Genomic DNA, 26,346 nt, shown 5'->3' on the forward strand with positions numbered 1-26,346 from the left:
CTAGTGTTACCTAGCAATAATCATTATTTGATGATTTTCGCTACAACACCCGCACCTACTGTACGGCCACCTTCACGGATCGCAAAGCGTAAACCTTGGTCCATTGCGATTGGGTGAATTAAGCTTACTGTCATTTTGATGTTATCGCCCGGCATTACCATTTCTACACCTTCTGGTAACTCGATTGTTCCTGTTACGTCAGTGGTACGGAAATAGAATTGTGGACGGTAACCTTTGAAGAATGGGGTATGACGTCCACCTTCTTCTTTTGATAACACGTAAACTTCTGATTCAAAGTCGGTGTGTGGCGTGATTGAACCCGGTTTCGCTAATACTTGACCACGTTCGATTTCTTCACGTTTTGTACCACGTAATAATGCACCGATGTTTTCCCCTGCACGACCTTCGTCAAGTAATTTACGGAACATTTCTACACCAGTTACAGTTGTTTTTGCTGTTTCTTTGATACCAACGATTTCTACTTCATCACCTGTGCGGATGATACCACGCTCTACACGGCCTGTTACTACGGTACCACGACCTGAGATTGAGAATACGTCTTCGATTGGTAATAAGAACGGTTGGTCAATCGCACGCTCTGGCTCTGGGATGTAAGTATCTAAGTGGTTTGCTAACTCAAGGATTTTTTCTTCCCATTGTGCATCGCCTTCTAACGCTTTTAATGCTGAACCACGTACGATTGGGGTATCATCACCCGGGAAGTCATATTGAGAAAGAAGTTCACGCACTTCCATTTCAACTAGTTCTAATAACTCTTCGTCATCTACCATATCGCATTTGTTTAAGAATACGATGATGTATGGTACACCTACTTGGCGACCTAATAAGATGTGTTCACGAGTTTGTGGCATTGGACCGTCTGTTGCTGCTACTACTAAGATTGCTCCGTCCATTTGCGCCGCACCTGTAATCATATTTTTTACATAGTCCGCGTGTCCCGGGCAGTCAACGTGTGCGTAGTGGCGAGTTGGGGTATCGTATTCAACGTGTGAGGTGTTGATGGTGATACCACGCGCTTTTTCTTCTGGCGCGTTATCAATTTGGTCAAATGCGCGTGCCGCACCACCGTAGTGTTTTGCTAATACGGTTGTGATCGCTGCTGTTAAAGTTGTTTTACCATGGTCAACGTGGCCGATTGTACCCACGTTTACGTGCGGTTTTGTACGTTCAAATTTTTCTTTAGACATTAAGAGTCCCTCTAGATAAACACGGTTATCGATGGTTCAAAATACCACATTAACCAATTGAATAAGTTTAAGCTATTAATAAGAGAAAGGTGAAATTAAGGCTGGTGCTGATAGGCGGATTTGAACCGCCGACCTCACCCTTACCAAGGGTGCGCTCTACCAACTGAGCTATATCAGCGCTTTGGAGCGGGCAGCGGGAATCGAACCCGCATCATCAGCTTGGAAGGCTGAGGTAATAGCCATTATACGATGCCCGCAGTCCTAAATTCATCTGTCCCATCAGAATTCATCTAAAAAATGGTGGAGGGAGAAGGATTCGAACCTTCGAAGGCTGAGCCGGCAGATTTACAGTCTGCTCCCTTTGGCCGCTCGGGAATCCCTCCGCACTAAATGAATGAACTTGGCTACGCTTGGTTATGGTGCCGACTACCGGAATCGAACTGGTGACCTACTGATTACAAGTCAGTTGCTCTACCTACTGAGCTAAGTCGGCGTCGTAAGCAAGTGAGGCGTATTATAGGGAAATTTTTATTGCTGACAAGCGTTTTTTTGAAAAAAAATTAATTTTTTTTATTGTTCGGCTATTTCTCACTCAAAATGCACAAAATTTATAAAAAAAGTGCCAATTTATTCTAAATTTTACTAATCAGAAGCCAATTTATAGGGTATATTTCTATTCATCATTCTATAAATTATGAAGACAACATTGTGGCCTTTTCTGATTCAACGTTATTAAATGAGCAATTAACGCCTTTTCTTTCTTTTGATCGCCAGCAATGGGCAGAATTACGCAAATCCGTTCCATTAAAACTGACCGAGCAAGATCTCAAACCTTTGTTAGGTTTCAATGAGGATCTTTCATTAAATGAAGTAAGTACCATTTATCTGCCTTTGGCACGTTTAATTAATTACTATATTGAAGAAAATTTACGCCGCCAAACCGTATTAAAACGATTTTTAGCTGGTGATACCCCAAAAGTACCTTATATTATTAGCATTGCAGGCAGTGTCGCGGTGGGGAAAAGCACTTCAGCACGCATTTTGCAATCGCTCCTATCAAACTGGCCGCAAGTGCGTAATGTGGATCTTATCACCACCGACGGCTTTCTTTACCCCTTAGAAAAACTTAAAAAAGACAATCTGTTACAAAAGAAAGGCTTTCCTGTTTCTTATGACACCCAACGCCTAATCCATTTTTTGGCAGAAATAAAATCAGGTAAACGCAATGTAAGCGCACCGATTTATTCTCACTTAACTTACGACATTGTACCTGACCAATTTGATTATGTGGATCAACCTGACATTCTTATTTTGGAAGGATTAAATGTACTACAACGTGGCAATAGCAATACAAATCAAGTTTTTGTTTCTGATTTTGTGGATTTTTCTATTTTTGTTGATGCCGAAGAACACTTATTAAAAGAATGGTACATTCGCCGTTTTCTCAAATTCCGCCAAAGTGCATTTAATAATCCTCATTCTTACTTTAAGCACTATGCCAGCCTTTCCGAACAAGAAGCCATTGCCACCGCGAGTAAAATTTGGGAGGAAATCAACGGCAAAAACCTCCGAGAGAATATTTTACCGACCCGAGAGCGGGCTAATTTAATTTTGACCAAAGGCGCCAATCACGCGGTTGAAAAGATTAAATTGAAAAGATAGATATGAAAAATCGTTGTTAAGTTTGATTAACAACGATTTTTTATTATATCAATCGGCTCCTGTTTAATGGAATATCGCGACCACTTCCACAAAAAGCTTCAGTAAACTCGCATTAAGAATATCAATAAAAAATGCCCCCACCATTGGCACAATCAAAAAAGCTTTGTGAGAAGGCCCATAGTGAGACGTTACCGCCTGCATATTCGCAACAGCAGTTGGCGTTGCCCCTAAACCAAAGCCACAATGCCCCGCACTCAATACCACAGCATCATAATCTTTCCCCATCACTCGGAAAGTAACAAGAATAGCATATAACGCCATTACTGCCACTTGAATGAGCAAGATCACTAAAATTGGCAATGCTAAGCCGACTAATTCCCACAATTTGAGCGACATCAATGCAATGGCTAAAAAAATCGAAAGTCCGACACTTCCCAAAATATCAATGGCCTCTTCCGCCACTTTAAATTTAAACAGATGAGATAAAGAATTACGCACAATCACCCCAGTAAACAAACACCATACAAAAGTTGGAAGTTGAAATGCGGTGCCTTTCGCCAATAAATCTAATTGTTGTCCAATAAACAAACAAATCGATAACATCGTAATTGTTTCAATAATTGAACGCGTATTGACTTTACGGCGATACACCGGTTTTTCAAACGCTTCTTCCACATCATCTAAATTTTCATCTTCAGGAATTTCTTTGCGGTGTAAACGCTTAAGTAAAAAGCTCGCCACCGGCCCGCCGATAACCCCACCAAAAATTAAACCGAAAGTTGCACAAGCCATTGCTAATTCTGTCGCACTTTGAATACCAAAACGTGCTGCCAACGCATCGGCCCAAGCCGCCCCCGTACCGTGTCCTCCGGTTAAGGTCACGGAACTGGCTAACAAACCATAAGCGGGATCTAAGCCTAATGCCATTGCACTGAAAATGCCTACCGTGTTTTGTAATGCAATTAATCCCGCTGCAACAAAAAGGAACATTACTAACGGCATTCCGCCTTTGATTAAGCGAGAAAAATTCGCACTCAAACCGATAGAAGTAAAGAAAGTCAGCATCATTGTACGTTGTAAATCCGTATCAAAACTGAAACTTAATCCCCAGAATTGATGAACGCCTGTTAAAACGATTGCAACTACAAAACCGCCTACAACCGGCTCAGGAATATTATAGTGATTCAATAAACGAACACGTTTGACTAAAAAATACCCCAACAATAAAACTAAACAGGCTAACGCCAATGTTTCATAAGTATCAAAAACCATATCCTTCTCTTTTTATTTCTTTGTCTTCTACTCCTTTAGGAGTAAAAGCATACCCTATGGAAAATCAAAGTGGGTTAATATAGCAAAAAAACCTTTATTAATGTAGGCTCACTGCGTTATTTGCCTGTTTTTCTCATTTCATATTGTTGCCGCAAATTGAATTTTACTCCCTGTAATCGTTCTCACAAATTTTCTTTTTCATCCGCACTTTTCGCAAAAATTCGCGTATATTTTGTACATTGATAACAACCTTCTTAAAGCGGATGTTGAAGATTATCCCAATGATTATCAATGGCAACGAGTACAGCGTTTAGGCAGCAGTCAAAATGCCATTCGATTTGCTTTAACAAGGTTAGGGATAACACGTAAAAAAAGACGTTAACCCATCCTCAAGAAAGTGCTGAGAAACGTGCCTCTTTTGTTAATAAATTTGAATTATTTGAAAAAATGGAAGAAAGATCATTTAGTTAGATCAAAGTGGTTTCAAAATGTAGGACAATAAACCATATGGCAACACTCAAAGAGTGTCAGCCTTGACTGAGTCACGAAAACTGACAACGTAAACATCAGAGTAATGCCATTGAAGCAGTGCTCAATCAACAGCTTTTTGCTGTAGGCTTTATGATTGTGGTATCAATAATGATGTTTTTCATCACTGGTCAAACAGCGATTGCTTCCGCAACTTCGCGGTACTAAAGTCATTGCGATGGATAACTCGGATTTTCACAAACGTTCAGACGCAAAAGCATTGATAAAACCACGGGGCACACGATTCTCTGACTCCCGTCTTACAGCCCTAGCCTTAATCCGATTGAACGCACTTGGGCTTGGAGTTACAGAAGAATAATAATTATGACTTCTAAGCCATCTATGCGATGGATAACGGTTGCACTTCGCGCGGACAAGCACATCGTACTTTCTAAGCCATCTATGCGATGGATAACGATTTTGCCGGCTGGTAGCACGGTGATATAGCTTTCTAAGCCATCTATGCGATGGATAACGCCTTACTCAAAAAGCGCAGCATTCCGTTTTATTTTCTAAGCCATCTATGCGATGGATAACCTGCCCTTGCTTATCTGCCTCACGCCCTATCATTTCTAAGCCATCTATGCGATGGATAACAGTGGCAATATTGTCATTGATTCGCCTGATGTTTTCTAAGCCATCTATGCGATGGATAACATTATGCTGCAAAAACCAAACTTAAATTACGTTTTCTAAGCCATCTATGCGATGGATAACGCTTTGACTAATTCAGATAATGCCCACTCATATTTCTAAGCCATCTATGCGATGGATAACGCCTCCACTTTTTGACGCTCACCGCCACGTTTTTTCTAAGCCATCTATGCGATGGATAACTTTCTAGGTTACAGTTACTGACACAAGTCCAATTTCTAAGCCATCTATGCGATGGATAACTGCCAAGGTGTGCGAGAGATCTTCTCTTATTTTTTCTAAGCCATCTATGCGATGGATAACGTGAAGAAGTGGAAATCGCCATTAAGGAAATCTTTCTAAGCCATCTATGCGATGGATAACGATGACCAAGTAGGCTTATTCCGCAATATGATTTTCTAAGCCATCTATGCGATGGATAACATTATAGCGATGGAGTAATGCAAGATGCTATATTTCTAAGCCATCTATGCGATGGATAACTAAAGCATTTTAATCCACATTTGCCACATGTTTTTCTAAGCCATCTATGCGATGGATAACAAAGGATTAAAAATGTTTGATGTAATGCAAATTTTCTAAGCCATCTATGCGATGGATAACCTTAATTTTATCTAGAAAATTTAGTTATAACAATGTGTTATAGTAAATTTTGTAATTTACCCCATCATTTGTTTATTATTTATAACCTATTGTTTTTAATAAAATTATTAAAACGCCTTTGAAAAAGGGTATTTTAATTTTTAAGATCTCACCAAGAGGGTACCGTGCTGCTTTTATGGCTTAATCCATAGGTACTATAACCCCCCTTTACGGAATTATCTGCTCGTGTTTGCAGAATCACAAGCGGATAAGATTGTGCATTGCTCTCGCTTTTCATTCTGATAAAGGGCGGGTGAAGCTCTGCTCTGCGGTGAGTCTTGCAATGCGTCAGTGCCTCTTCATAGCTGATTTGGTGCCGTTTTGCGTGGGCTTTGGCCTGCTGGTCAATCGGGCGGAAGCGGTAGCGTTTAACCATAACTGGCACCGCATAGTCAGGCACGGCAGCTGGCTTTTTGATGTGGATATAGTCCGTCAATCTTGCCAGCCATTTTTCTACATTCAGCGTTGAAAGAGTGGCTTCATCTGGGGCGATGAGGCGAATTTTATTTCCAAGAGTTGCAAAGTGTTTATTATTTTTCTGCTCGTATTGATAATGAGGAAAACTTACACCAATAGGATTAGTCTTATGCTGATTATAAAGGTCAGCAAAAGCAATATGCAGCTGCTGATACAGTTTTTCCCAAAGAACCCTAATACTATAATCTTCATTATCTATTAAGGTAATCTCTTGATAAAACTTGGTCATCTTATCTCCTTTAAATAAATCGTATCGCTGACACATATGCCAAGCCTTTTTTTCCTAACGGAAAAGGACTAACACCTGCATTCTCTATCATACTTTTAAGTTCTTGAGCTTTATCTATATCAATATCAAGTTTGATGCTAAGTTGCCCACTTGCTTTGGTCAGGGAGTATTTAACCTCCCCTTCACCCTTCTTAAATTCACTTCTTATATAGGGATTGCCGTAAATAATTTTTTTATTTCCCGTTGTGTATTTTTCCATAAAATCTTTGGTCGTATGACCATTTTTAGAGATACCGCTAATACCGCCCCTTGCTGATTTAGCCGTTGCCATATCATATTTTTTTTCCAGCCGTTCAAGCTGTAAATATAAAGCTGAGCAATATAAAGGAAGAATGAGCAATTTACCTGCAGTATTGACTGACTTATACTCTTCTAGAAATTTCTTTTTTAATATTTCTGCTGCTTGCTGGGGTTTTCCTTCAAAAGGTATTGGCTTTTCTTTCTTAAGTAAATCAAGCCTTCCGATGATATGCACGGGATTAAGCGGTATTTCTGCTTTAACCTGAGTATCATTTAAAATAAATTCACACAACTCTTCTACAGAAAGTGCAAGCACACCCCAAAATGCTTGAGAATAATCCGATTGAAAGATGGGATCATTTGATTTAATCATACCAGTAAAGGCATTTTGATCAGTACTACCCTTGATGTTTCGGATATAGACAACTTCTTGGTTGACTGTTTGTATGTTGTCTTCAAAGCTGATTTTATCTTCAAGACTACGAAAATAATAGCAGCCACTTTGCTTTGCCTGATAAAGTTTTCTTTGATCGCCAATCAGGCGGCATAGCACACCCAAAACGGTATTTTGGGTGATTTCTCGCTGATGATAATTCTCCGCTTTCTTTAACTCAGTCATTGAAGCGATAAAATCTCTGCCTTTTTTCGGTAAAGACTCATCGTTACTGCCATTAAGGAAAGAATTTCGCCAACTGGCTTCATAGTCAATCATAATTTCTAACATAGCAATACTCTTATTTGGTCTCTTTCGCTTCAAAATAAATAGCGTATGCTGATGTAGGCTGTGGATTGATTTCTTCAGGACTGCGCTTGATACGCATCATTTTATTGCTATCGTTGTAATCCACTTCAATTTTATCCACATACATATAGCCCTTAGCTTGACGGATAGATAGCTCACGAATCATTTCTAGTGTCGTCTCGACTAAGATGGCAATCGCATCTTGGTTTAACAGAATACCAACTTCCCCTTCTTGATAAATGGTACCCTGACGGACATAATTAGGGTGGAATATGGCTTGAGGGTTGCGATGAGAGTCAGCATTTAGCGTCTTGATAAAATTGGTAATGGCTTGGGCGACTTTCTCTCCCTCAGTTTCTTTAATGACCATGGCACAACGGTCAAATTTTTTATCTAAAGAAATAAATTCCAATTGTTCGATGCTAAGCGATCCATAAGCAATATATTGGGTATCGCCAAAAGTGGTTTTGGAAAAAAACGAAGAACTATCGCGCTCCCCTGCTTGGGCAAATTGCTCAAAATTGCCATTACCCAGCTGATCAATAAAATCTTCAATCAATAGCGGACTGGTACGCTTACATTGGCTTGCGGGTACAACATAACCACGAATTAAGCCTGTAAGAGAAGCCAATAGGGGGAGCAAATCTTTCTCTTTTGCAGAGGCAAAATGTAAGTCATAAGCTTGTTCACGAAAAAGATGGTGGCGGATACAATTCTGGCTGATATAAAGCGGTGTTTCTTTAAAATCGATATCAGTCGCTTCTTTTTTGTATTTATATCCCGTTTCATCTTTTATTCTTCCCGTTAGGTTGCTGTAACCGCGCAGTTTAGGTAAGGTATGATTATCTACAGAACGCCCTTCGTTGCTCAATGTTGTAGGTCCGTTCCAATTGACAACACCATGCCCATAAGCAGTAATTTTAAAATCAACAGATTTAATGCCTTCAATTTTTTTCATTATCTATCTCCTTATTAATAAATGATATTTTATTTTTCATATGCCGACTTTATATTGTCAATATTCATGATGCCAACAGGCTGCTTCGTGGTTTTGACGTAATAAATTGCTAAACTATGAGGGTCTCCCCCAATAGCCCTTAAATCATCAGGGGTATAACTTAAATAGATGGGGGACTCTGGTGAGCGTGCTTGATTGAGTAAGATAAAGTCTTTATAAATTTTTTTACCGCCTTTAATATTGTGATGCTTTTGCTGCATAAAAGCCAATAAGTTCTTACCGCTATCACCATATCCTTCAATACGCTCTCTGTTTTCAGTCAACGAAGCGTCAATTGCTGCTTCTACGTTATCTTCTTCATAAGCGTATTCATTGCAAATATGCGGGTTAAGCTGTTCATCAACAAAACACACTGCCATTTGCACAAAGCGATTATCACCACGCAGTGAATTTTTTGCGATTTTCGGTGCGGTTGGCTGCTTACGTTTTGGTGCAATGCTAATGGGATCTAAAACCTTTTGATTAATAAGCGACACGCTATGTTTTAATAATTTTTCTATATCTTGTTCAATTTCTGATTGTATCTTTTCATTTTGGTAGAAAGAAGCATACAGTGCATAAAGCTCGTTGAGTGAATAGTCTTTTCCCTCATCTAAATTGTTTTTGAGGTAGTTTAGCCAGCAGTAGGCACTACGCCAAGTATGTAATTGGTTTAAGAATTTAGCTGTTTGACTGGTTTGTTTACCGTTCTCACTGCTTTTAGGTATCACGGTGATATAGGGATTGGGGGTGTTATTTTTTCCAAAGCGATCTAACCGACCAAGGCGTTGCAGCCAATTTTCTGCCGTTGTTATTTCAGTCAGCATTTTATTACAACTGATATTCAGTGAGGCTTGTACAATAGGACCGCTTCTTAAAGTTTGATATTTTTTAGAGCCATTTTCTTTAAAATTTTTAAAGGTCTCATCAAACCAATAAGCTTTATCAGTTTTGCTATATTTTGAATGTAAAAGGATATTGTTTTCATCACATTGATGATGAAGAAATCCGTATTGTGCATCTTTAGCAGTATTGGTAATAACAAAGGTTTCTGTTTCATCCTGTTTTCTACTAATAAGCGGATTTGCTTCATTGGCATCATCATAGCTTTCAAAAAGAATTTGATAACGTGATAGATTAAAACTTGGTATAGATACCATTTTATGCTCAGGAATACCAAGAAATTCTTTGATAAAAAAATAATTTGGAGTCGCAGAAATAAGCAGAGTATCACTGTTTGTTCCAGTCGCTTTTTTGGCTTCTATGAGCTCGGCAAATAGAAGATTAAATGCGGGCAGTGTCATTATTTCATGAAATTCATCAAAAATAATATGCTGCTTCATAAAGTTAAAGATGGAAGTAATTTTATTATGAGAAATAATATTATTAACAATTTGATCAATGGTTGTAATAACAATATCACCACTAAAGTAACTGTCTTCTGGGGTATCTGGACTGTCGATAATATTGCCGTTACCTGTCAGAATCTTTTTGTACTCGCCAGTAAAGAGTTCAATTTGGGCATTAGGAAGATAATCAGCTTGGGTTAGGTCATGTACCAAGCCAAGGCACACTTGTACACGTGGACAAATCCAAATAATTTGTTTTGCATCCGTTTTCAATGCCCACTCCAAGGCAATTTTGGTTTTGCCACAGCCAGCTGGGCCTTGTAGCACAGCGATGTTACCTTCTTCGTTAAATAGTGCACGCTTTTTAATTTCTATTAGTTTATTAACAGCTTCACTTTGAGAGAGATTGCGTTGGCTATTTGGAAAACGGCGTTCAAATTGAGTCAAACAACTATGGATATGATCTTTTAATATGGTCTCACTTTCGATATCAATTAAAGTGTCTAAGCTATTTTCAGCAATGCATTCGGCAAGTTCTTCTGCGCTTTGTGCTGAAATAATCCGATCTGCACTAATGACCGCAGTTCGGATTAAATTATTATGTGCGTTTATCTTAACATCTTGGCGGTATTCTTCTAGCTTATCAGCCAAATCATCATAGCTTTTATAAGGCGGTAAGGATATTTGCTGTAAATCGTAGTTTTTCTGCCAATGGATGGGAAAGTATTGACTGCCGATTGACTCCATGTCTTTTAATAATTGTAGTGTCTGCTGATAAAGTGCATTGATACCATCTGGCAGATTTTTATTCAGTATTTTTTCAATGCCTCTTGGCTGTTCAAATAATTTTCCTTCTTTGCGAAATGGCCGTGTGTGATGCCAGTAAACGGTATGCATAATTTGATTTTTTTGACTGTCATTCAATGTTAATGCGTCAGTATTTAAAAGACTTTGGGTTAAAAGCCAAGATATTTCATTATGCCGTGGGTGTTTTTCAAAACTAAATGCACTAAATCCTTTATGACTGGCATCAATATGCTCACCATCTTCAGAAATAATAAACTCATCTCGGCTATCTTCATCTAAAGATTTAATCTTTTCCGTTACCCATCTCTGAAATTTTTGGTCAAGTTTGCCAATATCATGTAACAATCCCGCATAAAAGGCAGCCTCAATCAGTTTAGGCTGTTTTAACCCCATCATTTCCACTAGCTTAGCAGCGAGATAACCTACAGCATAAAGATGGTGGCTGAGTAATTGTCCTTTGGTGTTAGCGTAAGCTTGATTAGCAGACATAGTTATTTTCTCCATAATAACGGGTTGATTGGTGTAATTAACAGGAACAATGCCTAATTCATTAAATTTACGTCTGTTGCCAATAATAAAAAGCAGTTCTGTGGTATGACTGGCGCGGTTGCGGTGTCAGCCAGCTGATTTCCGTGCCTGCAAAGAGCGGAGTGCCGCCACCGCCGCAAAAACCGACCAAAGCACCAGCCTGAGCCAATACACGCATAGCGACTTGTGTGATAGAGGTGCCTGTCCCCAGTAAGATAACGGTTGTATTGGCAATGGGAATATTGTAATAGAGATTGGCGCGCTTGCTATGTAGAATGGTTTTGAGATCGGAAGCATTGAATCCAGATGCCTGATAGGGGCTTAGTGTATGAGGCATAAAGGCTCCTTTTTAATTTTTGACAACCCTATTTTCTGTTAATACTTGTTCTTTATACAACATATTTTGCCGTAACTCACGGAGCTGGCGAAGAATACCGACTAAAACCTTTTGATGTCACTTTAGTCTATCAAAGTGCTAATTTCCCCAAAAAATAGATTAAGACTTTCGCCATTCCATATTTAGCATAGTTATTTTATGATGTACTGCTTTAACGCTCAAATCATTCTCATCTCACCCCAACCCCCTCCGCCACGCTCTCGGGCTTACGCGGTGCTTTTTTCTAAAATGCTGGCGAAAGGCGGTGGCAGAGTGAAAGCCGATTTCGCTTGCAATGTGTTCAATGCCCAAATCCGTACTTTCTAACAGCTCCCGTCCACGCTGAAGACGCTGGGCAATCAGCCACTCGGTCAAAGACACACCTGTGGCTTGGCGAAAATGGCGGGTAAAGGTGCTTCGGCTCATATTCAGACGCCTTGCCAGTGCGTCAATACGGTAATCCTGCTTAAGGTTTTGCTGCATTTGTGCCAGCAGTTCGCTCATGTTTTCGCTTGGGCTTAGGCGGGCGATGGGCTGCTCGATAAATTGTGCCTGTCCGCCTTCACGGTGCGGTGAAACCACCAGTATGCGGGCGATTTGGTTGGCGATTTTCACCCCGTACGTTCTGCGAATGATGGCAAGACAGCAGTCAAGGGCGGCCGCCGTGCCAGCAGAGGTCATCAGGCTACCTTGCTCAATGTAGATGGCTTCAATACTCAGTTTAACGGCAGGAAAACGCTTGGCAAAATCCGCTTCACCCAGCCAATGAGTGGTCGCCTCTTTGCCGTTTAGCAGTCCGCTGTACGCCAACAAATAAGCACCGTAACAAAGCCCTGCAACCAAAGCCCCACGTTGATTGGCTCGGATAAGTGCCTGTTTTAAGGCATCGCTGGGCATTTTTTCAGGCTGCCAGCCAAAGGCAATCACCATATCGGCCTGCTCAAGCAGGCGTAAATCGCCGTCAGCAGGCACATAAATGTCGTTTTCTCCATAACAGCAGTCGGGATTTTCTGCAACAATTTTCAGATGAAACAGTGGCTTATCATCAACATTGAGCGAAAAAACACGGTGCGGTATGGCAAATTGAAAGGGGTTAAAATCAGGATACAGCAGCAGGGCAACAATCGGTGCGGTCATTTTTTTCTCACTTTTTGAGCCAATTCTTTCGGTTTTTGAAAGATTGGTCAATATTTTTGTTTTTCAAGAAGATGGATAATGCTCGTTCTTGAAAAAGATGGCATTTCACCTGCCATTTTGATGATTTTTCACCGCCTAATGCTTTAATTTTCAAGCATGGGCAATCGATTTAAGGAATCACGATGCGTACCAAAACTTTACTTGCCACTGCCCTTTTGGGGGCGTTATTGAGCGTTCAGGCTTACGCCAGCGACAGCTATCAGCATATCCGCAACGCCACCGCAAAAGTCAGCTATGCAGGACAGACGTTTTTGATTGACCCGATGCTTGCCAAAAAAGGGGCGTATGAAGGCTTTGCCAACACGCTAAACAGTCAGCTGCGTAACCCTTTGACCGAACTGCCGATGCCGATGAATGAGGCTTGGCAAGGGGTAACGGCGGTTGTGGTTACCCATACCCATCTTGACCACTGGGACGAGGCAGCACAAAAATATCTGCCTAAAGATTTGCCAATTATCGTGCAAAATCAAGATGATGCGAAACTGATTCGTGAACAGGGATTTAATGATGTGCGGGTGTTAAACGAGACCTTGAAAATTGGCGATGTCAGCCTGCACAAAACAGGCGGTGCTCATGGCACCAAAGAGATGTATGCGGTCGCACCGCTTGGGCAATTGCTGGGCGATGCGATGGGCGTGGTGCTGCGTGCCAAAGACCGTAAGACGCTTTATATCATGGGCGATACGCTCTGGACGGCTGATGTCAATAAGGCACTCATCAAATATAAGCCCGATGTTTTGGTGATGAATACGGGGGCGGCAAGGGTCAATGGCTTTAATGAAGGCATTATCATGGGTAAAGAAGACGTCGCCCACGCCCATCAGTCCATGCCCAAGGCAAAAATCATTGCCGTGCATATGGACGCGGTCAATCACGGTGCGGTGAGCCGTCAAGCAATGCGTGCTTTTGTGCAAAAATCTGGGCTGAAAGATTGGGTTACCGTGCCAGAAGATGGGGAAAGTGTGAAGTTTTAAAATAGGGGCGTTTAAGGGTGAAATAAGGCAAGACGGTTTGACGCAGCAAGTTGAGCCAATACTGCCGTATTTCAAAAGCAAGAACTTCTAATTTTGTACTGATATACTTTGATTTTTTCAAACGAAGGCTATCTGAATATATTTTGATGTTGAGATAGCCTTTTATTATAGATAGATTTTGTGTTGATCATCAAAGGTAAATTTTAATGAATGGGGTAGAAGAAAGAGATCGATAATTTTTGTTTAAAATATCTCGTGATATTTGAAGTAAAACTGATTACTATGCTAAACCTATATTTCTATTTGATTAGGTAAATAAGACCCTTATGACATCACTATTAACTTCCGCTTTTATCTATCTTTTTGCTGCCGTAGTTGCGGTACCCATTTCTAAACGTTTAGGGCTTGGCTCTGTATTGGGATACCTTCTAGCAGGCGTGGCAATTGGCCCTATTCTGGGACTAGTTGGACAAGAAACGGAAAGTATTCAACACGTTGCGGAGTTTGGGGTAGTGATGATGCTCTTTCTAATCGGGTTAGAGCTAGATCCGAAATTGTTATGGAAATTACGCAATAAATTATTCGGATTAGGAAGTTTACAAGTCATTCTGACTGTGGGGGCAATAGCAGGTATTGCACATTTATGTGGATTAAGTTGGTCTATGAGCCTTGCAATGGGTTGTGTACTGGCTGTTTCGTCAACCGCAATTGTATTACAGACCTTAGGAGAGAAACGCTTATTAAATAGTCCCGGTGGACAAAGTAGTTTTTCAGTTTTGCTCTTCCAAGATATTGCGATCATTCCTATTTTAGCATTGCTACCTATTCTGGCTTCCCCTGAATTATTAACGAGTTTACAAAGTGCAGAGCAACATAGCGGAAATTTATTAGAAGGTGTAAATAATTATGTTAAAACCTTAATAACCCTAAGTGTGATTAGCTCTATCGTCTTTGGTGGTTATTTTCTCGCACGGCCTATTTTTCGCTATATTGCTGCCTCAAGAATGCGAGAAATTTTCACTGCATTTGCTCTAGCTTTAGTCATTGGGATTGCCGCAATGATGTCAGCTATTGGGCTTTCTCCTGCTTTAGGCACATTTTTAGCTGGGGTTGTTTTAGCAAACAGTGAATACCGGCACGAATTAGAGAGTAATCTTGAGCCTTTTAAAGGATTGTTATTAGGGCTATTTTTTATTACTGTTGGGGCGGATATTAACTTTCGTCTATTTTTTGATGATTTTGCTGTTATTTTGGCTATTACTTTAAGCTTTATTTTAGTGAAAGCGATCGTACTATGGGGGTTAGGTTTTATTTTTCGGCTTGATCGCCTAAACCGTTATTTATTTGCTTTAAGCCTTGCACCCGCTGGAGAATTTGGCTTTGTCCTACTGTCTTTTAGCCAGCAAAATGGGATCTTACCTCAAGAGCTTACCGATAAACTCTTACTTGCTGTCGCCATTTCAATGTTACTGACCCCTTTCTTATTTATTGCTTATGATAAGTTGATTGTCGCAAGGGCAAGCCATCAACAAAGAGAAAATGATGCCATTGAAGATCAAAATGATGTGATTATCATCGGACATGGTCGTTACGGGCAAATTATTAGTGGAATGTTGATAAGTTGTGGTTATAAGCCAACGGTTATTGATTATGATGCAACCTTAGTAGAAGGGCTTTCACGTTTCGGCTTAAAAACCTATTTTGGAGATGGAGCTCGCTCTGATTTGCTCGAAACAGCAGGTATTGATAAAGCCAGCCTTTTGGTTATCGCCTTAGATGATAAAGAACAAGCAATAAAAATTGCACACTTTGCACATCATTTTTATCCTCATTTACCTATTATTACTCGCGCCTATGATCGTTTGCATGTTTATGATCTATACCGTGCAGGCGCGCGAAATATTGTGCGTGAAACATTTGATTCTGCCATTCGTAGCGGACGCCTTGCACTTGAAGAACTGGGAATGGATAAAGATAAAGCCAAGCAAGTTGCCGAATTTTATTATCATCGCGATCGCCATAGTCTCGCTGAAATGGCGAGTCTTTATGATCCCGAAATGTCGGTTTTTAGCAATGAACGTATGATTGCTCGTGCGAAAGAATTGGAACTCGAAACAAAAGAAATGATGCAAACGCTTCTTCAAGGCGGTGAAGTTGATTGGCAACCCGGAGAGGAAAATCGTTCCGATAAATAATATCTTACTTGTCGCTAATGTTGAAATTAGCGACTTCATTCCCACCTCCACTTCCTTTCTTTATAAAATAAATTTCTTTTATTTTGAAATTTATTTTTAAAAATGAGACCTTTATCACAAAAACATTTTTCAAAATGAAATATTATTACTTTCGATGATTAAGTTATTAATCAGAAACAAATCTAAAAACTTTCATTTTGAGAGGTGTGCAATGGAACTTATTACACATAGCGCGGAATGGTTTATTGGGCTATTCCAAAAAGGGGGTGAAGTTTTTGTTAGTATGGTAACAGGGATTTTACCGTTACTCATTTCTTTACTCGTTGTAATGAATGCGTTGATTAAATTTATTGGTCAACAACGAATAGAACGTCTTGCACAACGAAGTGCAGGTAATCCTATTTCTCGTTATTTAATCCTGCCTGTTTTTGGTACTTTTGTATTTTGTAACCCAATGACATTGAGTTTAGGCAAGTTTTTACCAGAACGTTATAAGCCAAGCTATTATGCGGCAGCATCTTATAGTTGTCACTCAATGAATGGGTTATTCCCTCATATTAATCCCGGGGAACTATTCGTTTACTTAGGAATTGCTAATGGTTTAACTACGCTAGGTTTGCCATTGGGACCATTGGCTGTGAGTTATTTATTAGTGGGTATGGTAACGAATTTCTTTCGAGGCTGGATTACCGATTTTACAACAGCAATCTTTGAAAAGCGTATGGGAATTCAATTAGATCGAGAAGTCCATCTCTAATGGAGGAAACAAATTATGGTAAAAGCACTTTATATTGAAAAAGGTGATAGTGGTTGGGGTGGTCCTTTAACTATTCCGCTAGAAGAAGGAAAAAAAATTCTCTATATGACAGCGGGAACACGTCCCAGTATTGTTGATCACCTTGTGGCATTAACCGGTTGGGATGCGGTTGATGGTTTTAAAGAAGGTGAGCCTGATAATGAACAAATTGGGATCGCAATTATCGATTGTGGCGGAGTATTACGTTGTGGGCTATATCCTAAACGCCGCATTCCAACGATTAATATCCATGCAACAGGGAAATCTGGGCCGCTTGCTGAATTTATCGTTGAAGATATTTATGTTTCAGCGGTAAAAGAAATGAATATTAAATTAATTGACATTGATGCGCCAAATGCCGCTATAGCCCCAAAAAATCCGCATAACCCAATAACAAAAGAGTATGACACATCGAAAAAAATTACTGAGCAAAGTGATGGATTACTTGCCAAAATCGGGATGGGGATGGGATCTGTTGTGGCTGTATTTTTTCAAGCTGGGCGAGACACAATTGATACTGTCTTGAAAACGATCTTGCCATTTATGGCATTTGTTTCCGCGTTAATCGGCATCATTATTGCTTCAGGGTTAGGTGATTGGATTGCGCATGGTTTAACCCCTTTAGCAAATAGTCCTATTGGATTGGTCACGTTAGCATTAATTTGTTCTTTTCCTTTCTTATCGCCCTTCTTAGGACCGGGAGCAGTGATCGCACAGGTTATAGGAGTGTTAGTGGGGGTTCAAATTGGTTTAGGTAATATTCCGCCTCATTTAGCCCTTCCAGCCTTGTTTGCTATTAATGCACAAGCAGCATGTGATTTTATTCCTGTGGGATTATCCCTTGCTGAAGCAAAACAAGATACGGTTCGAGTTGGTGTGCCATCAGTCCTTGTTAGCCGTTTTTTAACGGGCGCGCCAACCGTACTGATTGCTTGGTTTGTATCTGCATTTATTTATTAATTTGTGTAGTAAAAGTGCGGGAAAAATTTACCGCACTTTTAAAAATAAGGAAAAAGAATGACTGTTATTTACCAAACAAAATTTACCAAAATTGGGCAATTTGCACCTGATGCTTTATTAGAGAATATGCTCATTACCTTTAAACAAGATGTGCCATCTGATTTAGAAGATTATTGCTTTGTTCATTGTCATGGCGATCTCTCAGCAGAAGTATGCCGTGGTGATGTATTAATGATCAATGATAACTGTTTTAAAATTACAGCAGTTGGTGAGGTTGCAAATTTTAATTTAAAAGAATTGGGTCATATTACCTTTCGTTTTGATAGCAATCTTAAGGCTGAGTATCCCGGTACGATCCACTTGGCGGGTGAAGTACCAACAGCTATAAAGATTGGTGATATATTAACTATTATTAAAAATTAAGGAGTCGTATTATGGGAAATAAAGTTGCTGTGATTATTGGTGGGGGACAAACCTTAGGGGCTTTTTTGTCTTCTGGGTTGGCGGAAAATGGTTATGCTGTTGCGATTGCTGATTTGAATCAGGCAAATGCAGAAAAAATTGCTCAAGAAATTAATTTAAAAATGTCCTGTAATGTTGCTCGAGGTTTTTATGTAGATGCAACGGATGAGCAAAGTGTTATTAAACTTGCAAATACGGTTGATACTGTATTTGGACGTGTCGATTTATTGGTTTATAGCGCAGGCATAGCAAAAGCCGCACCAATTACTGAGTTTAAGGCGCAAGATTTTGATTTATCCTTACAAGTAAATCTTGTTGGCTATTTCCTTTGTGCAAGAGAATTTTCTAAATTAATGATTAGAGAAGGTATTGCTGGGCGTATCATTCAAATTAATTCTAAATCAGGAAAAGTTGGTAGTAAGCACAATACAGGTTATAGCGCAGCTAAATTTGGTGGCGTTGGCTTAACTCAATCTTTAGCACTAGATCTTGCTGAGTATGGCATTACTGTACATTCTTTAATGTTAGGTAATTTGCTTAAATCTCCTATGTTTCAGTCGTTAATTCCGCAATATGCTGAAAAATTAGGGATTCCGGCGGAAAAAGTTGAACAAACGTATATTGATAAAGTGCCACTGAAACGGGGTTGTGAGTATCAAGATGTATTAAATGTTCTACTGTTTTATGCCAGTGAAAAAGCAGAATATTGTACCGGACAATCCATTAACATTACTGGCGGGCAAGTTATGTTTTAATATCGGGGGCGTAGTGATTACGCCCTATATCAAAGGAGAAAAATGATGGAGTTTTATCTTGATACCGCAGACCCAAAACTTGTTAAGCAATTTATTCATTTGCTTCCTATTGATGGGGTAACGACAAATCCAAGTTTAATCGCACAAGTGGGGCGTCCACTTTCCGATGTATTGAGTGAATTACGCAATATATTAGGAGAAACGCCACATTTATTTGTTCAAGTATTAGCAAGGGATACGAATGAAATTGTTGAGGAAGCATTAAAGTTAAGTGAGAGATATTCTAATTTGGTTATCAAGATTCCAGCAACATTACAAGGCATCGCTGCAATAAAGCAACTTTCTGCTTTACAGATCCCCACACTCGGTACAGCAGTGTACAGTGCGGGGCAAGGGCTGTTAGCGGCTTTATCTGGCGCAAATTATATTGCACCTTATGTTAGCAGAATTGATAATCAAGGAGGAAATGGAATAAAAGTAACAGAAGAATTACAAAAATTATTTACCCTGCATAGCATCAATACAAAGGTAATGGCGGCGAGTTTTAAAACGACAAGACAGGTTGTTGATTGTTTATTAACAGGGTGTCAAGCTGTAACTGTTGCGCCAGAGATTGTACACAAATTTTTGTCAGATCCTGCAGTCTGTGCCGCAATAGCACAGTTTGAAGATGATTGGAAATTAGCATTTAATCAATCTTTCATTGAATAAGTTTTTATAATCAATAAAAAAGATCTACAATAGGGGAAAAATCGATGCACAGTATGATAAATTCACTTATTATTGTTGCCATTATCGCGTGGATATTGCAAATTATATTGGGGTGGTGGCAAATTTCGCAATTTAATAAGGCATTCGAAATATTGTGTAAACAAGGGAATGTGGGAATCGGTCGAACATCTGGTCGTTTTAACCCCAAAGTTGTCATTGCCATTGCTTTTGATCATAACCATTGTGTGGTTAATTCAATTATTTTGAAAGGTGTGAGTGTATTTTCTCGCCCTAAACCAATAACAAATTTAACAGGATTATTGCATAGCGAAATTGACCCAGAAGCCATTTTCCCGAAAGATAAATCAAGTCAAGATGCTTTAAGGGAGGCCATTCGATTGCGATAAATCCTAATAATGGATTTACTATGAAACCCAAAGAAAGACAGCTTGCTATTCTAGACTACTTACATACAAATGGAAAAACGCCTGTTGAGCAACTTGCCAATTATTTTGCCACAACAGGAACAACAATTCGCAAAGATCTCACCGCACTTGAAAAACAGCAGAAAGTTCTCCGTACCTATGGTGGTGTTGTGTTGGCGGGGCAAGAAAAAGCAGCCGACATTGAGTTACCTATGACAAATAAAACCCATATTAACTTATTGCAAAAGAAAAAAATTGCAAAAGCCGCAATTAGTTTTTTGAAAGATGGCGATTCGATTATCATTGATTCAGGGAGTACCGTATTGCAAATGATCCCACACCTAGCGGAATTTAATGACCTGACAATTATGACGAATAGTTTACATATAATGAATAGCTTAGCCACCTTAGAAAAAGCACATCAATTGCTAATGTGTGGTGGAACTTTTCGCGCAAGATCAGCATCCTTACATGGAATTTTAGCCGAATCTACATTTGAAAAATTCTCTTTTGATAAACTATTCATTGGCACGGATGGGCTTGATTTGGAATTAGGATTAACAACATTTAATGAGGTTCATGGCGTAAGTAAAGCAATGACCAACGCAGCGAAACAAATTATTGTCCTTGCTGATTCTTCCAAATTTGGGCGACGTAGCCCAAATATTGTTTGTCCGTTAGAAAAAATTGATGTGATTATCACAGATAATTTGCTTGACGAAAAAACACATAATGCGTTACTTGATAAAGGTATTTCTGTCGTTATCGCTGATTAAAGAACAAGAAAGAAAGAGCGCTTTCTTTCCTCAGGCGATTATTGCACGGCAACTTGCACCTTTACCACTTCCCCATCATCAAAATACAAGGTAAGCGGGAAGGGGCTACCTTGTTTGATTGGGGTGAGTAAATCAAATACCATAATATGTAAGCCGCCACGTTTCAAGCTAATGGTTTGTTTAGCGGGGATTTCTATCCCATCAAGATCGATCATCTTACCATTTTGCATACCGTGTAAGGCTAGTCGAGAAGGTTGCTCACTTTCAAGTAAGGCAAGATGTACTGCCTTATCACCCGTGTTTTGTAATTGCATAAAAATAGCACTAGGCTCACCAGCTTTGTCTGTTGCAAACATTGTTGCCTGAGAAACAAGCATATCCGCTTGACTGATGAGAGGGAAAAGTGCGGTACAAATTAACAAGGATTTTTTTATCCACTGCATTTTTTTCTCCGTTGAAAGGAATAAAGGCTATCGCACTAGTATAGCAAGAATTTGTTTCACTGGGGGAATTTTGCTGCTTAGCTTTCAATAACCTATGAAAAATGCTATATTGCCCACACTTTTTAATATTTCTTTCCACATAATGGTTTTTATCTCCTTATGGCTGATTATTACCCCATCACGCTTGCCTTAGCGGGTGTGTGCCAAGCGGCAAAATTAGTTCAACAATTTGCGCATAATGGTCGTGCAGATTCAGATGCATTCAAGGCGAGTTTAGATTCTTTGTTACAAACTTCACCAGAAAATACCTTAGCCGTTTATGGGGGAAATGAAGCTCATCTTAAGCTTGGGTTACAAATATTAATGGAGCAGTTGAATGGCAGAGATGCGGAGCTAACGCGTTATTGGGTGAGCTTATTGGCGTTAGAAGGGAAGTTAAATAAATCCGCGCAGGCAAAACAACAACTTGCTCAACGTATTGCCTATTTGCCGTCACAACTTAATTTCTATCATCTGCTTGATGAACAGATGATCAGTAATCTAGCAAGTATTTATGTCGATGTAATAAGCCCTCTGGGTAATCGTATTCAAGTATTAGGCTCACCAGATTATTTACAGCAACAAGGCATACAGCACCGTATTCGGGCGTGTTTATTAGCTGGAATTCGTTCAGCAGTACTTTGGCGACAAGTGGGCGGTAAAAAATATCAGCTTCTTTTTTCCCGCAGCAAAATCGCTACAACAGCACAACAAATTTATTCAACCTTTTAGGAGTTTTTTATTATGCAATTAAATGCGCTTACTGCAATATCTCCCCTTGATGGTCGTTATCAGGATAAAACAACGGCATTACGTCATATTTTTAGTGAGTTTGGTTTGCTCAAGTTTCGGGTGGAGGTTGAGGTTCGTTGGTTGCAAAAACTAGCGGCAACAGCACAAATTCAAGAAGTTCCTTCTTTATCAAAAAAAGCAAACGATTACTTAAATCAAATTGTTGCAAATTTCAGTTTAGCAGATGCCGAGCGCATTAAAGAAATTGAGCGAACCACAAATCACGATGTGAAAGCGGTAGAGTATTTTTTGAAAGAAAAAACGACCGCACTTGATGAATTAGCCGCAGTAAGTGAATTTATCCATTTTGCTTGTACCTCCGAGGATATCAACAATCTTTCTCACGCATTAATGTTAAAAACCGCGCGTGAAGAAGTGATTTTACCCGAATGGCAAAAATTGATTGATGAAATTAGTCGATTAGCTCAAGCATATAAGGCGATTCCGTTACTTTCTCGTACACACGGACAGCCAGCCTCCCCTTCTACCGTTGGAAAAGAAATGGCAAATGTGGTATATCGCCTAAAACGTCAATTTGAACAGCTACAACGTATTGATATTCTAGGTAAAATCAATGGTGCTGTGGGGAACTATAATGCGCATTTATCGGCTTATCCTGAACTGGACTGGCACAAATTTAGCGAAGAGTTTGTTACCTCTTTAGGGATTAAATGGAATCCTTATACAACTCAAATTGAGCCTCATGATTATATTGCCGAATTGTTTGATAACATCACACGTTTTAATACCATTATTATCGATTTTGATCGTGATTTATGGGGCTATATCGCATTAAACCATTTCAAACAACGAACAATTGCGGGAGAAATTGGTTCATCAACAATGCCACATAAAGTAAACCCGATTGATTTTGAGAATTCTGAAGGAAATTTAGGACTGGCAAATGCAGTAATGGCGCATTTGGGAGCAAAATTACCGATTTCTCGCTGGCAGCGTGATCTAACTGATTCGACGGTGTTACGTAACCTCGGGGTAGGCTTAGGCTATTGTTTAATTGCGTATGCGGCAACCAGAAAAGGGATCAGTAAATTAGAGGTCAATGAACAACACTTACGTGATGAACTTGATCAAAATTGGGAAGTGCTTGCAGAGCCAATTCAAACGGTAATGCGTCGTTATGGCATTGAAAAACCTTATGAAAAACTGAAAGAATTGACGCGTGGTAAGCGAGTTGATGAGCAAGCTATGCGTGAGTTTATTGAAAAATTAGACATTCCAGTAGCAGAAAAACAACGCTTACAACAACTTACCCCAGCCACCTATATTGGGGCAGCCGTGGCGTTAGTGGAGAAACTTTAATTGCTCAATCATTCATAACCTAAGTGCGGTGGAAAATTAAGAAATTTTCACCGCACTTTTGTTTTAGGCAAATTTTTCTTCTATGGCATTTCCTTCGCAATTCTTTTGCAAGATAAATTTTGCCTATGATACACTTCGTTTTTTCATTCTTTTATCTATTATATTTATGCTATTAGCTCAATCTTCCACCACGTCTCCTTTTGCAAAATCTGTACTTACTTGGTATGAGCAATTTGGACGTAAGCATTTGCCTTGGCAGAAAAATAAAACCCTTTATGGTGTATGGCTGTCAGAGGTGATGTTGCAACAAACCCAAGTTGCCACTGTGATTCCCTATTTTGAACGTTTTATGCAAACTTTTCCCACGATTACTGCGCTGGCGAATGCGCCTCTTGATGAAGTATTACATTTGTGGACAGGTTTAGGTTATTACGCAAGAGCAAGAAATTTGCACCAATCCGCACAATATATTCGAGATCATTATCAAGGTAATTTTCCCACTGAATTTGAGCAAGTGCAGGCATTAAAAGGGATTGGGCGTAGTACTGCGGGGGCGATTTTATCTTCTTGTTTAAATGCCCCTTACCCAATTTTAGATGGTAACGTGAAACGGGTATTATCACGTTATTTTACCGTGCAAGGTTGGGCTGGAGAGAAGAAAGTAGAAAATCAGCTTTGGCAGTTAAGTGCAGAAGTTACACCAAAACAGCGTGTGGCGGATTTTAATCAAGCGATGATGGATATTGGCGCAATGGTTTGTACACGCACAAAACCCAAATGCGAACTTTGTCCTTTAGCTACAAAGTGCGGTGCAAATTTACAACAAAATTGGCAAGCTTATCCAGCTAAAAAGCCGAAAAAAACCTTACCTGGGCGACAAAGTTATTTTTTGATTTGGCAAGAACAGGGAAAAGTTGTCTTAGAACAGCGTGAACAATCAGGATTGTGGGGCGGTTTGTATTGTTTTCCGCAATTTGATAGTAAGCAGGATTTACTGGCGTATTTAGCCCGTCAAAATGTGGCTTTTTACCAAGAATGGCCGGCTTTTCGTCATACGTTTAGCCATTTTCATTTAATGATTCATCCTATTTATGTGAAACAGGAATATCGGGGTGAGGATAGCAATCGCTCTGATTGGAAAAAGGTGGGTGAAAATCACGGGAAGTATGAATCTTCTATACAAAGTGCGGTCAAATATTGGTATGATCCGCAAAATCCAGATCAAATTGGGCTGGCAACACCAGTTAAAAATCTTTTATTACAGTTAGCAAAAGGAAAAGAATAATGGCAAGAACGGTATTTTGTGCCTATTTAAAACAAGACGCAGATGGCTTAGATTTTCAACTCTATCCGGGGGAGTTAGGTAAACGTATTTTTGATCATATCAGTAAACAAGCGTGGGGCGAGTGGATGAAAAAGCAAACTATGCTCGTTAATGAGAAGAAATTAAATATGATGAATGCTGAACATCGTCAATTATTAGAGCAAGAAATGGTGAACTTTTTGTTTGAAGGCAAAGAGGTTCACATTGAAGGTTATGTTCCACCAGCAGAAAAAACACTATGAAAAAATATGTTGTTGCGTTGATTATTCCTTTTTTATTTGCTTGTAGTGGATCAAGCCATAAAAGGATTGATTATGATGAGGCCTTTGCAAAAGATACACAAGGGCTAGATATTTTAACTGGACAATTTTCCCATAATATTGATCAAATTTGGGGCGTTAATGAGTTATTGGTTGCTAGCCGTAAAGATTATGTGAAATATACGGATAGTTATTATACGCGTAGCCACGTGAGTTTTGATGAAGGGAGCATTACGGTTGAAACATTAAGTGATGTAAATCGCTTACATAATGCCATTGTACATACATTATTAATGGGATCTGATGCTAAAGGCATTGATCTATTTGCTTCTGGTGATGTACCGATTAGCTCACGCCCGTTCCTCTTAGGGCAGGTTGTGGATAATTTGGGTGGACAAATTGCGAATGTAACGACAGCAAGTAATTTTGCCAATTATTTATTGCAAAATAAATTACAGACGCGTCGTTTGAGTAATGGCAGAATGGTGCAATTTGTGGTGATTCCAATGATTGCGAATCACGTTGCAGTGCGCGCGCAAAAATATTTACCTATGGTACGTCGTGCTGCAAGACGTTATAACCTTGATGAAAGTTTAATCCTTGGCATTATGCAAACAGAATCAAGTTTTAACCCTTATGCAATTAGCTATGCCAATGCCGTAGGATTAATGCAAGTTGTGCCACATACGGCAGGACGTGATGTATTCCAAATGAAAGGGCGTGGTGGGCAACCATCAAAAAGTTATTTATTTGATCCTGAAAAGAATATTGATACAGGCGCGTCTTATTTATGGTTATTACAAAATAAATATTTAGATGGTATTACCAATCCGACATCTAAACGTTTTGCAATGATCTCAGCTTATAACAGTGGTGCTGGCGCAGTATTACGCGTGTTTCACGAAGATAAAGAGATGGCAATTGAACAGATTAATCGCTTGTATCCTGAGCAAGTGTACCGTATTTTAACGACGGCACATCCTTCTTCACAGGCAAGAAATTATCTCATTAAGGTGGATAAAGCACAAAAGAGTTATCGTGTTAGACGATAAGCATTAAAAGTGGTTTCGTTTTTTTACACAATTTTTGCTGTATTTCTATGCGTTTCGTCTGTTAAATATTCAAACGAATAAAAAAATGTAAAAA

The 26,346-nt window shown here is 39.5% G+C and carries 24 protein-coding genes, 4 tRNA genes, 1 pseudogene and 1 CRISPR repeat array; of the genes and pseudogenes, 16 read left to right on the forward strand and 13 right to left on the reverse strand.

What is annotated here, in order from left to right:
* Nucleotides 1-23: 23 nt before the first annotated feature.
* The 5 genes from tuf to L4F91_RS10730 form a co-directional block, all read right to left on the reverse strand.
* Nucleotides 24-1,208 (reverse strand): elongation factor Tu, encoded by a 1,185-nt coding sequence (gene tuf / locus L4F91_RS10710; protein ID WP_046097610.1) that lies wholly within the window; start codon nucleotides 1,206-1,208, stop codon nucleotides 24-26.
* A 102-nt stretch (nucleotides 1,209-1,310) separates the two neighbouring features.
* Nucleotides 1,311-1,386 (reverse strand) — tRNA-Thr (locus tag L4F91_RS10715).
* Nucleotides 1,387-1,390: 4 nt separating this feature from the next.
* Nucleotides 1,391-1,465 (reverse strand) — tRNA-Gly (locus tag L4F91_RS10720).
* A 41-nt stretch (nucleotides 1,466-1,506) separates the two neighbouring features.
* Nucleotides 1,507-1,591 (reverse strand) — tRNA-Tyr (locus L4F91_RS10725).
* 34 nt (nucleotides 1,592-1,625) lie between these two features.
* Nucleotides 1,626-1,701: transfer RNA gene (locus L4F91_RS10730), tRNA-Thr, on the reverse strand.
* Nucleotides 1,702-1,916: 215 nt separating this feature from the next.
* On the opposite strand from L4F91_RS10730, the gene coaA reads away from it, so the two are divergent.
* Nucleotides 1,917-2,870, forward strand: a complete 954-nt coding sequence (coaA, locus tag L4F91_RS10735; protein ID WP_250351361.1) for a type I pantothenate kinase — start codon at nucleotides 1,917-1,919, stop codon at nucleotides 2,868-2,870.
* Nucleotides 2,871-2,933: 63 nt separating this feature from the next.
* On the opposite strand, the gene gltS is transcribed toward coaA, so the two are convergent.
* Nucleotides 2,934-4,142, reverse strand: a complete 1,209-nt coding sequence (gene gltS, locus L4F91_RS10740; protein WP_250351360.1) for a sodium/glutamate symporter — start codon at nucleotides 4,140-4,142, stop codon at nucleotides 2,934-2,936.
* A gap of 232 nt (nucleotides 4,143-4,374) precedes the next feature.
* Between gltS and L4F91_RS10745 the strand changes: the two genes are divergently transcribed.
* The gene (locus L4F91_RS10745; protein ID WP_395896416.1) at nucleotides 4,375-4,524 is read left to right on the forward strand and encodes an IS630 transposase-related protein; all 150 of its coding nucleotides are present in this window, start codon (nucleotides 4,375-4,377) and stop codon (nucleotides 4,522-4,524) included.
* A 474-nt stretch (nucleotides 4,525-4,998) separates the two neighbouring features.
* A CRISPR array of direct repeats spans nucleotides 4,999-5,927; the repeat unit is 28 nt; unit sequence TTTCTAAGCCATCTATGCGATGGATAAC.
* 148 nt (nucleotides 5,928-6,075) lie between these two features.
* Here the strand turns inward: L4F91_RS10745 and cas6f are convergent.
* From cas6f to L4F91_RS10775, 6 genes and pseudogenes are all read right to left on the reverse strand, one after another.
* Nucleotides 6,076-6,672, reverse strand: a complete 597-nt coding sequence (gene cas6f, locus L4F91_RS10750) for a type I-F CRISPR-associated endoribonuclease Cas6/Csy4 (protein ID WP_265762419.1) — start codon at nucleotides 6,670-6,672, stop codon at nucleotides 6,076-6,078.
* Between the two features lie 10 nt (nucleotides 6,673-6,682).
* Entirely contained in the window at nucleotides 6,683-7,696 is a 1,014-nt protein-coding gene (gene cas5fv / locus L4F91_RS10755) for a type I-Fv CRISPR-associated protein Cas5fv (RefSeq protein WP_250363893.1), read from the reverse strand.
* 10 nt (nucleotides 7,697-7,706) lie between these two features.
* Complete coding sequence (gene cas7fv, locus L4F91_RS10760; RefSeq protein WP_395896419.1) at nucleotides 7,707-8,672, reverse strand: type I-Fv CRISPR-associated protein Cas7fv; 966 nt, start codon at nucleotides 8,670-8,672, stop codon at nucleotides 7,707-7,709.
* 29 nt (nucleotides 8,673-8,701) lie between these two features.
* Nucleotides 8,702-11,356 (reverse strand): CRISPR-associated helicase Cas3', encoded by a 2,655-nt coding sequence (gene cas3, locus L4F91_RS10765; RefSeq protein ID WP_395896421.1) that lies wholly within the window; start codon nucleotides 11,354-11,356, stop codon nucleotides 8,702-8,704.
* Nucleotides 11,357-11,495: 139 nt separating this feature from the next.
* Nucleotides 11,496-11,732 (reverse strand): annotated as a pseudogene (locus tag L4F91_RS10770) (subtype I-F CRISPR-associated endonuclease Cas1); the annotation flags it as partial.
* Between the two features lie 234 nt (nucleotides 11,733-11,966).
* Nucleotides 11,967-12,908 carry a GlxA family transcriptional regulator gene (locus tag L4F91_RS10775; protein WP_250363884.1) on the reverse strand — a complete coding sequence of 314 codons (942 nt, stop codon included), beginning with the start codon at nucleotides 12,906-12,908 and terminating at the stop codon, nucleotides 11,967-11,969.
* A 182-nt stretch (nucleotides 12,909-13,090) separates the two neighbouring features.
* Between L4F91_RS10775 and L4F91_RS10780 the strand changes: the two genes are divergently transcribed.
* From L4F91_RS10780 to L4F91_RS10820, 9 genes are all read left to right on the forward strand, one after another.
* Nucleotides 13,091-13,942 carry an MBL fold metallo-hydrolase gene (locus tag L4F91_RS10780; RefSeq protein WP_250363883.1) on the forward strand — a complete coding sequence of 284 codons (852 nt, stop codon included), beginning with the start codon at nucleotides 13,091-13,093 and terminating at the stop codon, nucleotides 13,940-13,942.
* Between the two features lie 326 nt (nucleotides 13,943-14,268).
* Nucleotides 14,269-16,137: a monovalent cation:proton antiporter-2 (CPA2) family protein gene (locus tag L4F91_RS10785; protein ID WP_395896423.1), complete on the forward strand. Its 1,869-nt coding sequence runs from the start codon at nucleotides 14,269-14,271 to the stop codon at nucleotides 16,135-16,137.
* A 211-nt stretch (nucleotides 16,138-16,348) separates the two neighbouring features.
* Nucleotides 16,349-16,894: a PTS glucitol/sorbitol transporter subunit IIC gene (locus tag L4F91_RS10790; protein WP_250351333.1), complete on the forward strand. Its 546-nt coding sequence runs from the start codon at nucleotides 16,349-16,351 to the stop codon at nucleotides 16,892-16,894.
* A gap of 15 nt (nucleotides 16,895-16,909) precedes the next feature.
* The gene (locus L4F91_RS10795; protein WP_395896426.1) at nucleotides 16,910-17,893 is read left to right on the forward strand and encodes a PTS glucitol/sorbitol transporter subunit IIB; all 984 of its coding nucleotides are present in this window, start codon (nucleotides 16,910-16,912) and stop codon (nucleotides 17,891-17,893) included.
* Between the two features lie 57 nt (nucleotides 17,894-17,950).
* Complete coding sequence (gene srlB / locus L4F91_RS10800) at nucleotides 17,951-18,316, forward strand: PTS glucitol/sorbitol transporter subunit IIA (protein ID WP_395896428.1); 366 nt, start codon at nucleotides 17,951-17,953, stop codon at nucleotides 18,314-18,316.
* An 11-nt stretch (nucleotides 18,317-18,327) separates the two neighbouring features.
* The gene (gene srlD / locus L4F91_RS10805; RefSeq protein ID WP_395896430.1) at nucleotides 18,328-19,110 is read left to right on the forward strand and encodes a sorbitol-6-phosphate dehydrogenase; all 783 of its coding nucleotides are present in this window, start codon (nucleotides 18,328-18,330) and stop codon (nucleotides 19,108-19,110) included.
* Between the two features lie 42 nt (nucleotides 19,111-19,152).
* Nucleotides 19,153-19,821, forward strand: a complete 669-nt coding sequence (locus L4F91_RS10810) for a transaldolase family protein (RefSeq protein ID WP_395896431.1) — start codon at nucleotides 19,153-19,155, stop codon at nucleotides 19,819-19,821.
* A 53-nt stretch (nucleotides 19,822-19,874) separates the two neighbouring features.
* A complete protein-coding gene (gene gutM, locus L4F91_RS10815) occupies nucleotides 19,875-20,228 on the forward strand; it encodes a transcriptional regulator GutM (RefSeq protein ID WP_250351338.1) in 354 nt (117 codons plus the stop codon).
* Between the two features lie 20 nt (nucleotides 20,229-20,248).
* Nucleotides 20,249-21,022, forward strand: a complete 774-nt coding sequence (locus L4F91_RS10820) for a DNA-binding transcriptional repressor (RefSeq protein ID WP_395896433.1) — start codon at nucleotides 20,249-20,251, stop codon at nucleotides 21,020-21,022.
* Nucleotides 21,023-21,060: 38 nt separating this feature from the next.
* Here L4F91_RS10820 and L4F91_RS10825 read toward each other — a convergent pair whose 3' ends face one another.
* Nucleotides 21,061-21,465 (reverse strand): copper chaperone PCu(A)C, encoded by a 405-nt coding sequence (locus L4F91_RS10825; RefSeq protein WP_395896435.1) that lies wholly within the window; start codon nucleotides 21,463-21,465, stop codon nucleotides 21,061-21,063.
* 159 nt (nucleotides 21,466-21,624) lie between these two features.
* On the opposite strand from L4F91_RS10825, the gene hflD reads away from it, so the two are divergent.
* From hflD to mltC, 5 genes are all read left to right on the forward strand, one after another.
* Nucleotides 21,625-22,236, forward strand: coding sequence for a high frequency lysogenization protein HflD (gene hflD / locus L4F91_RS10830; protein ID WP_250351341.1), 612 nt, complete (start codon nucleotides 21,625-21,627; stop codon nucleotides 22,234-22,236).
* Nucleotides 22,237-22,248: 12 nt separating this feature from the next.
* The gene (purB, locus tag L4F91_RS10835; RefSeq protein WP_395896437.1) at nucleotides 22,249-23,616 is read left to right on the forward strand and encodes an adenylosuccinate lyase; all 1,368 of its coding nucleotides are present in this window, start codon (nucleotides 22,249-22,251) and stop codon (nucleotides 23,614-23,616) included.
* Nucleotides 23,617-23,782: 166 nt separating this feature from the next.
* Nucleotides 23,783-24,901 carry an A/G-specific adenine glycosylase gene (gene mutY / locus L4F91_RS10840; protein ID WP_395896439.1) on the forward strand — a complete coding sequence of 373 codons (1,119 nt, stop codon included), beginning with the start codon at nucleotides 23,783-23,785 and terminating at the stop codon, nucleotides 24,899-24,901.
* On the forward strand, nucleotides 24,901-25,182 hold the full coding sequence (locus L4F91_RS10845; RefSeq protein ID WP_395896441.1) for an oxidative damage protection protein: 282 nt from the start codon (nucleotides 24,901-24,903) through the stop codon (nucleotides 25,180-25,182). The genes mutY and L4F91_RS10845 overlap by 1 nt, the downstream gene beginning before the upstream one ends.
* Nucleotides 25,179-26,252, forward strand: a complete 1,074-nt coding sequence (gene mltC / locus L4F91_RS10850) for a membrane-bound lytic murein transglycosylase MltC (protein ID WP_395896443.1) — start codon at nucleotides 25,179-25,181, stop codon at nucleotides 26,250-26,252. Before L4F91_RS10845 ends, mltC begins: the two co-directional genes overlap by 4 nt.
* Nucleotides 26,253-26,346: the final 94 nt, after the last annotated feature.

It is taken from the genome of Avibacterium sp. 20-126 (assembly GCF_044358625.1).
Taxonomy (GTDB): domain Bacteria; phylum Pseudomonadota; class Gammaproteobacteria; order Enterobacterales; family Pasteurellaceae; genus Avibacterium.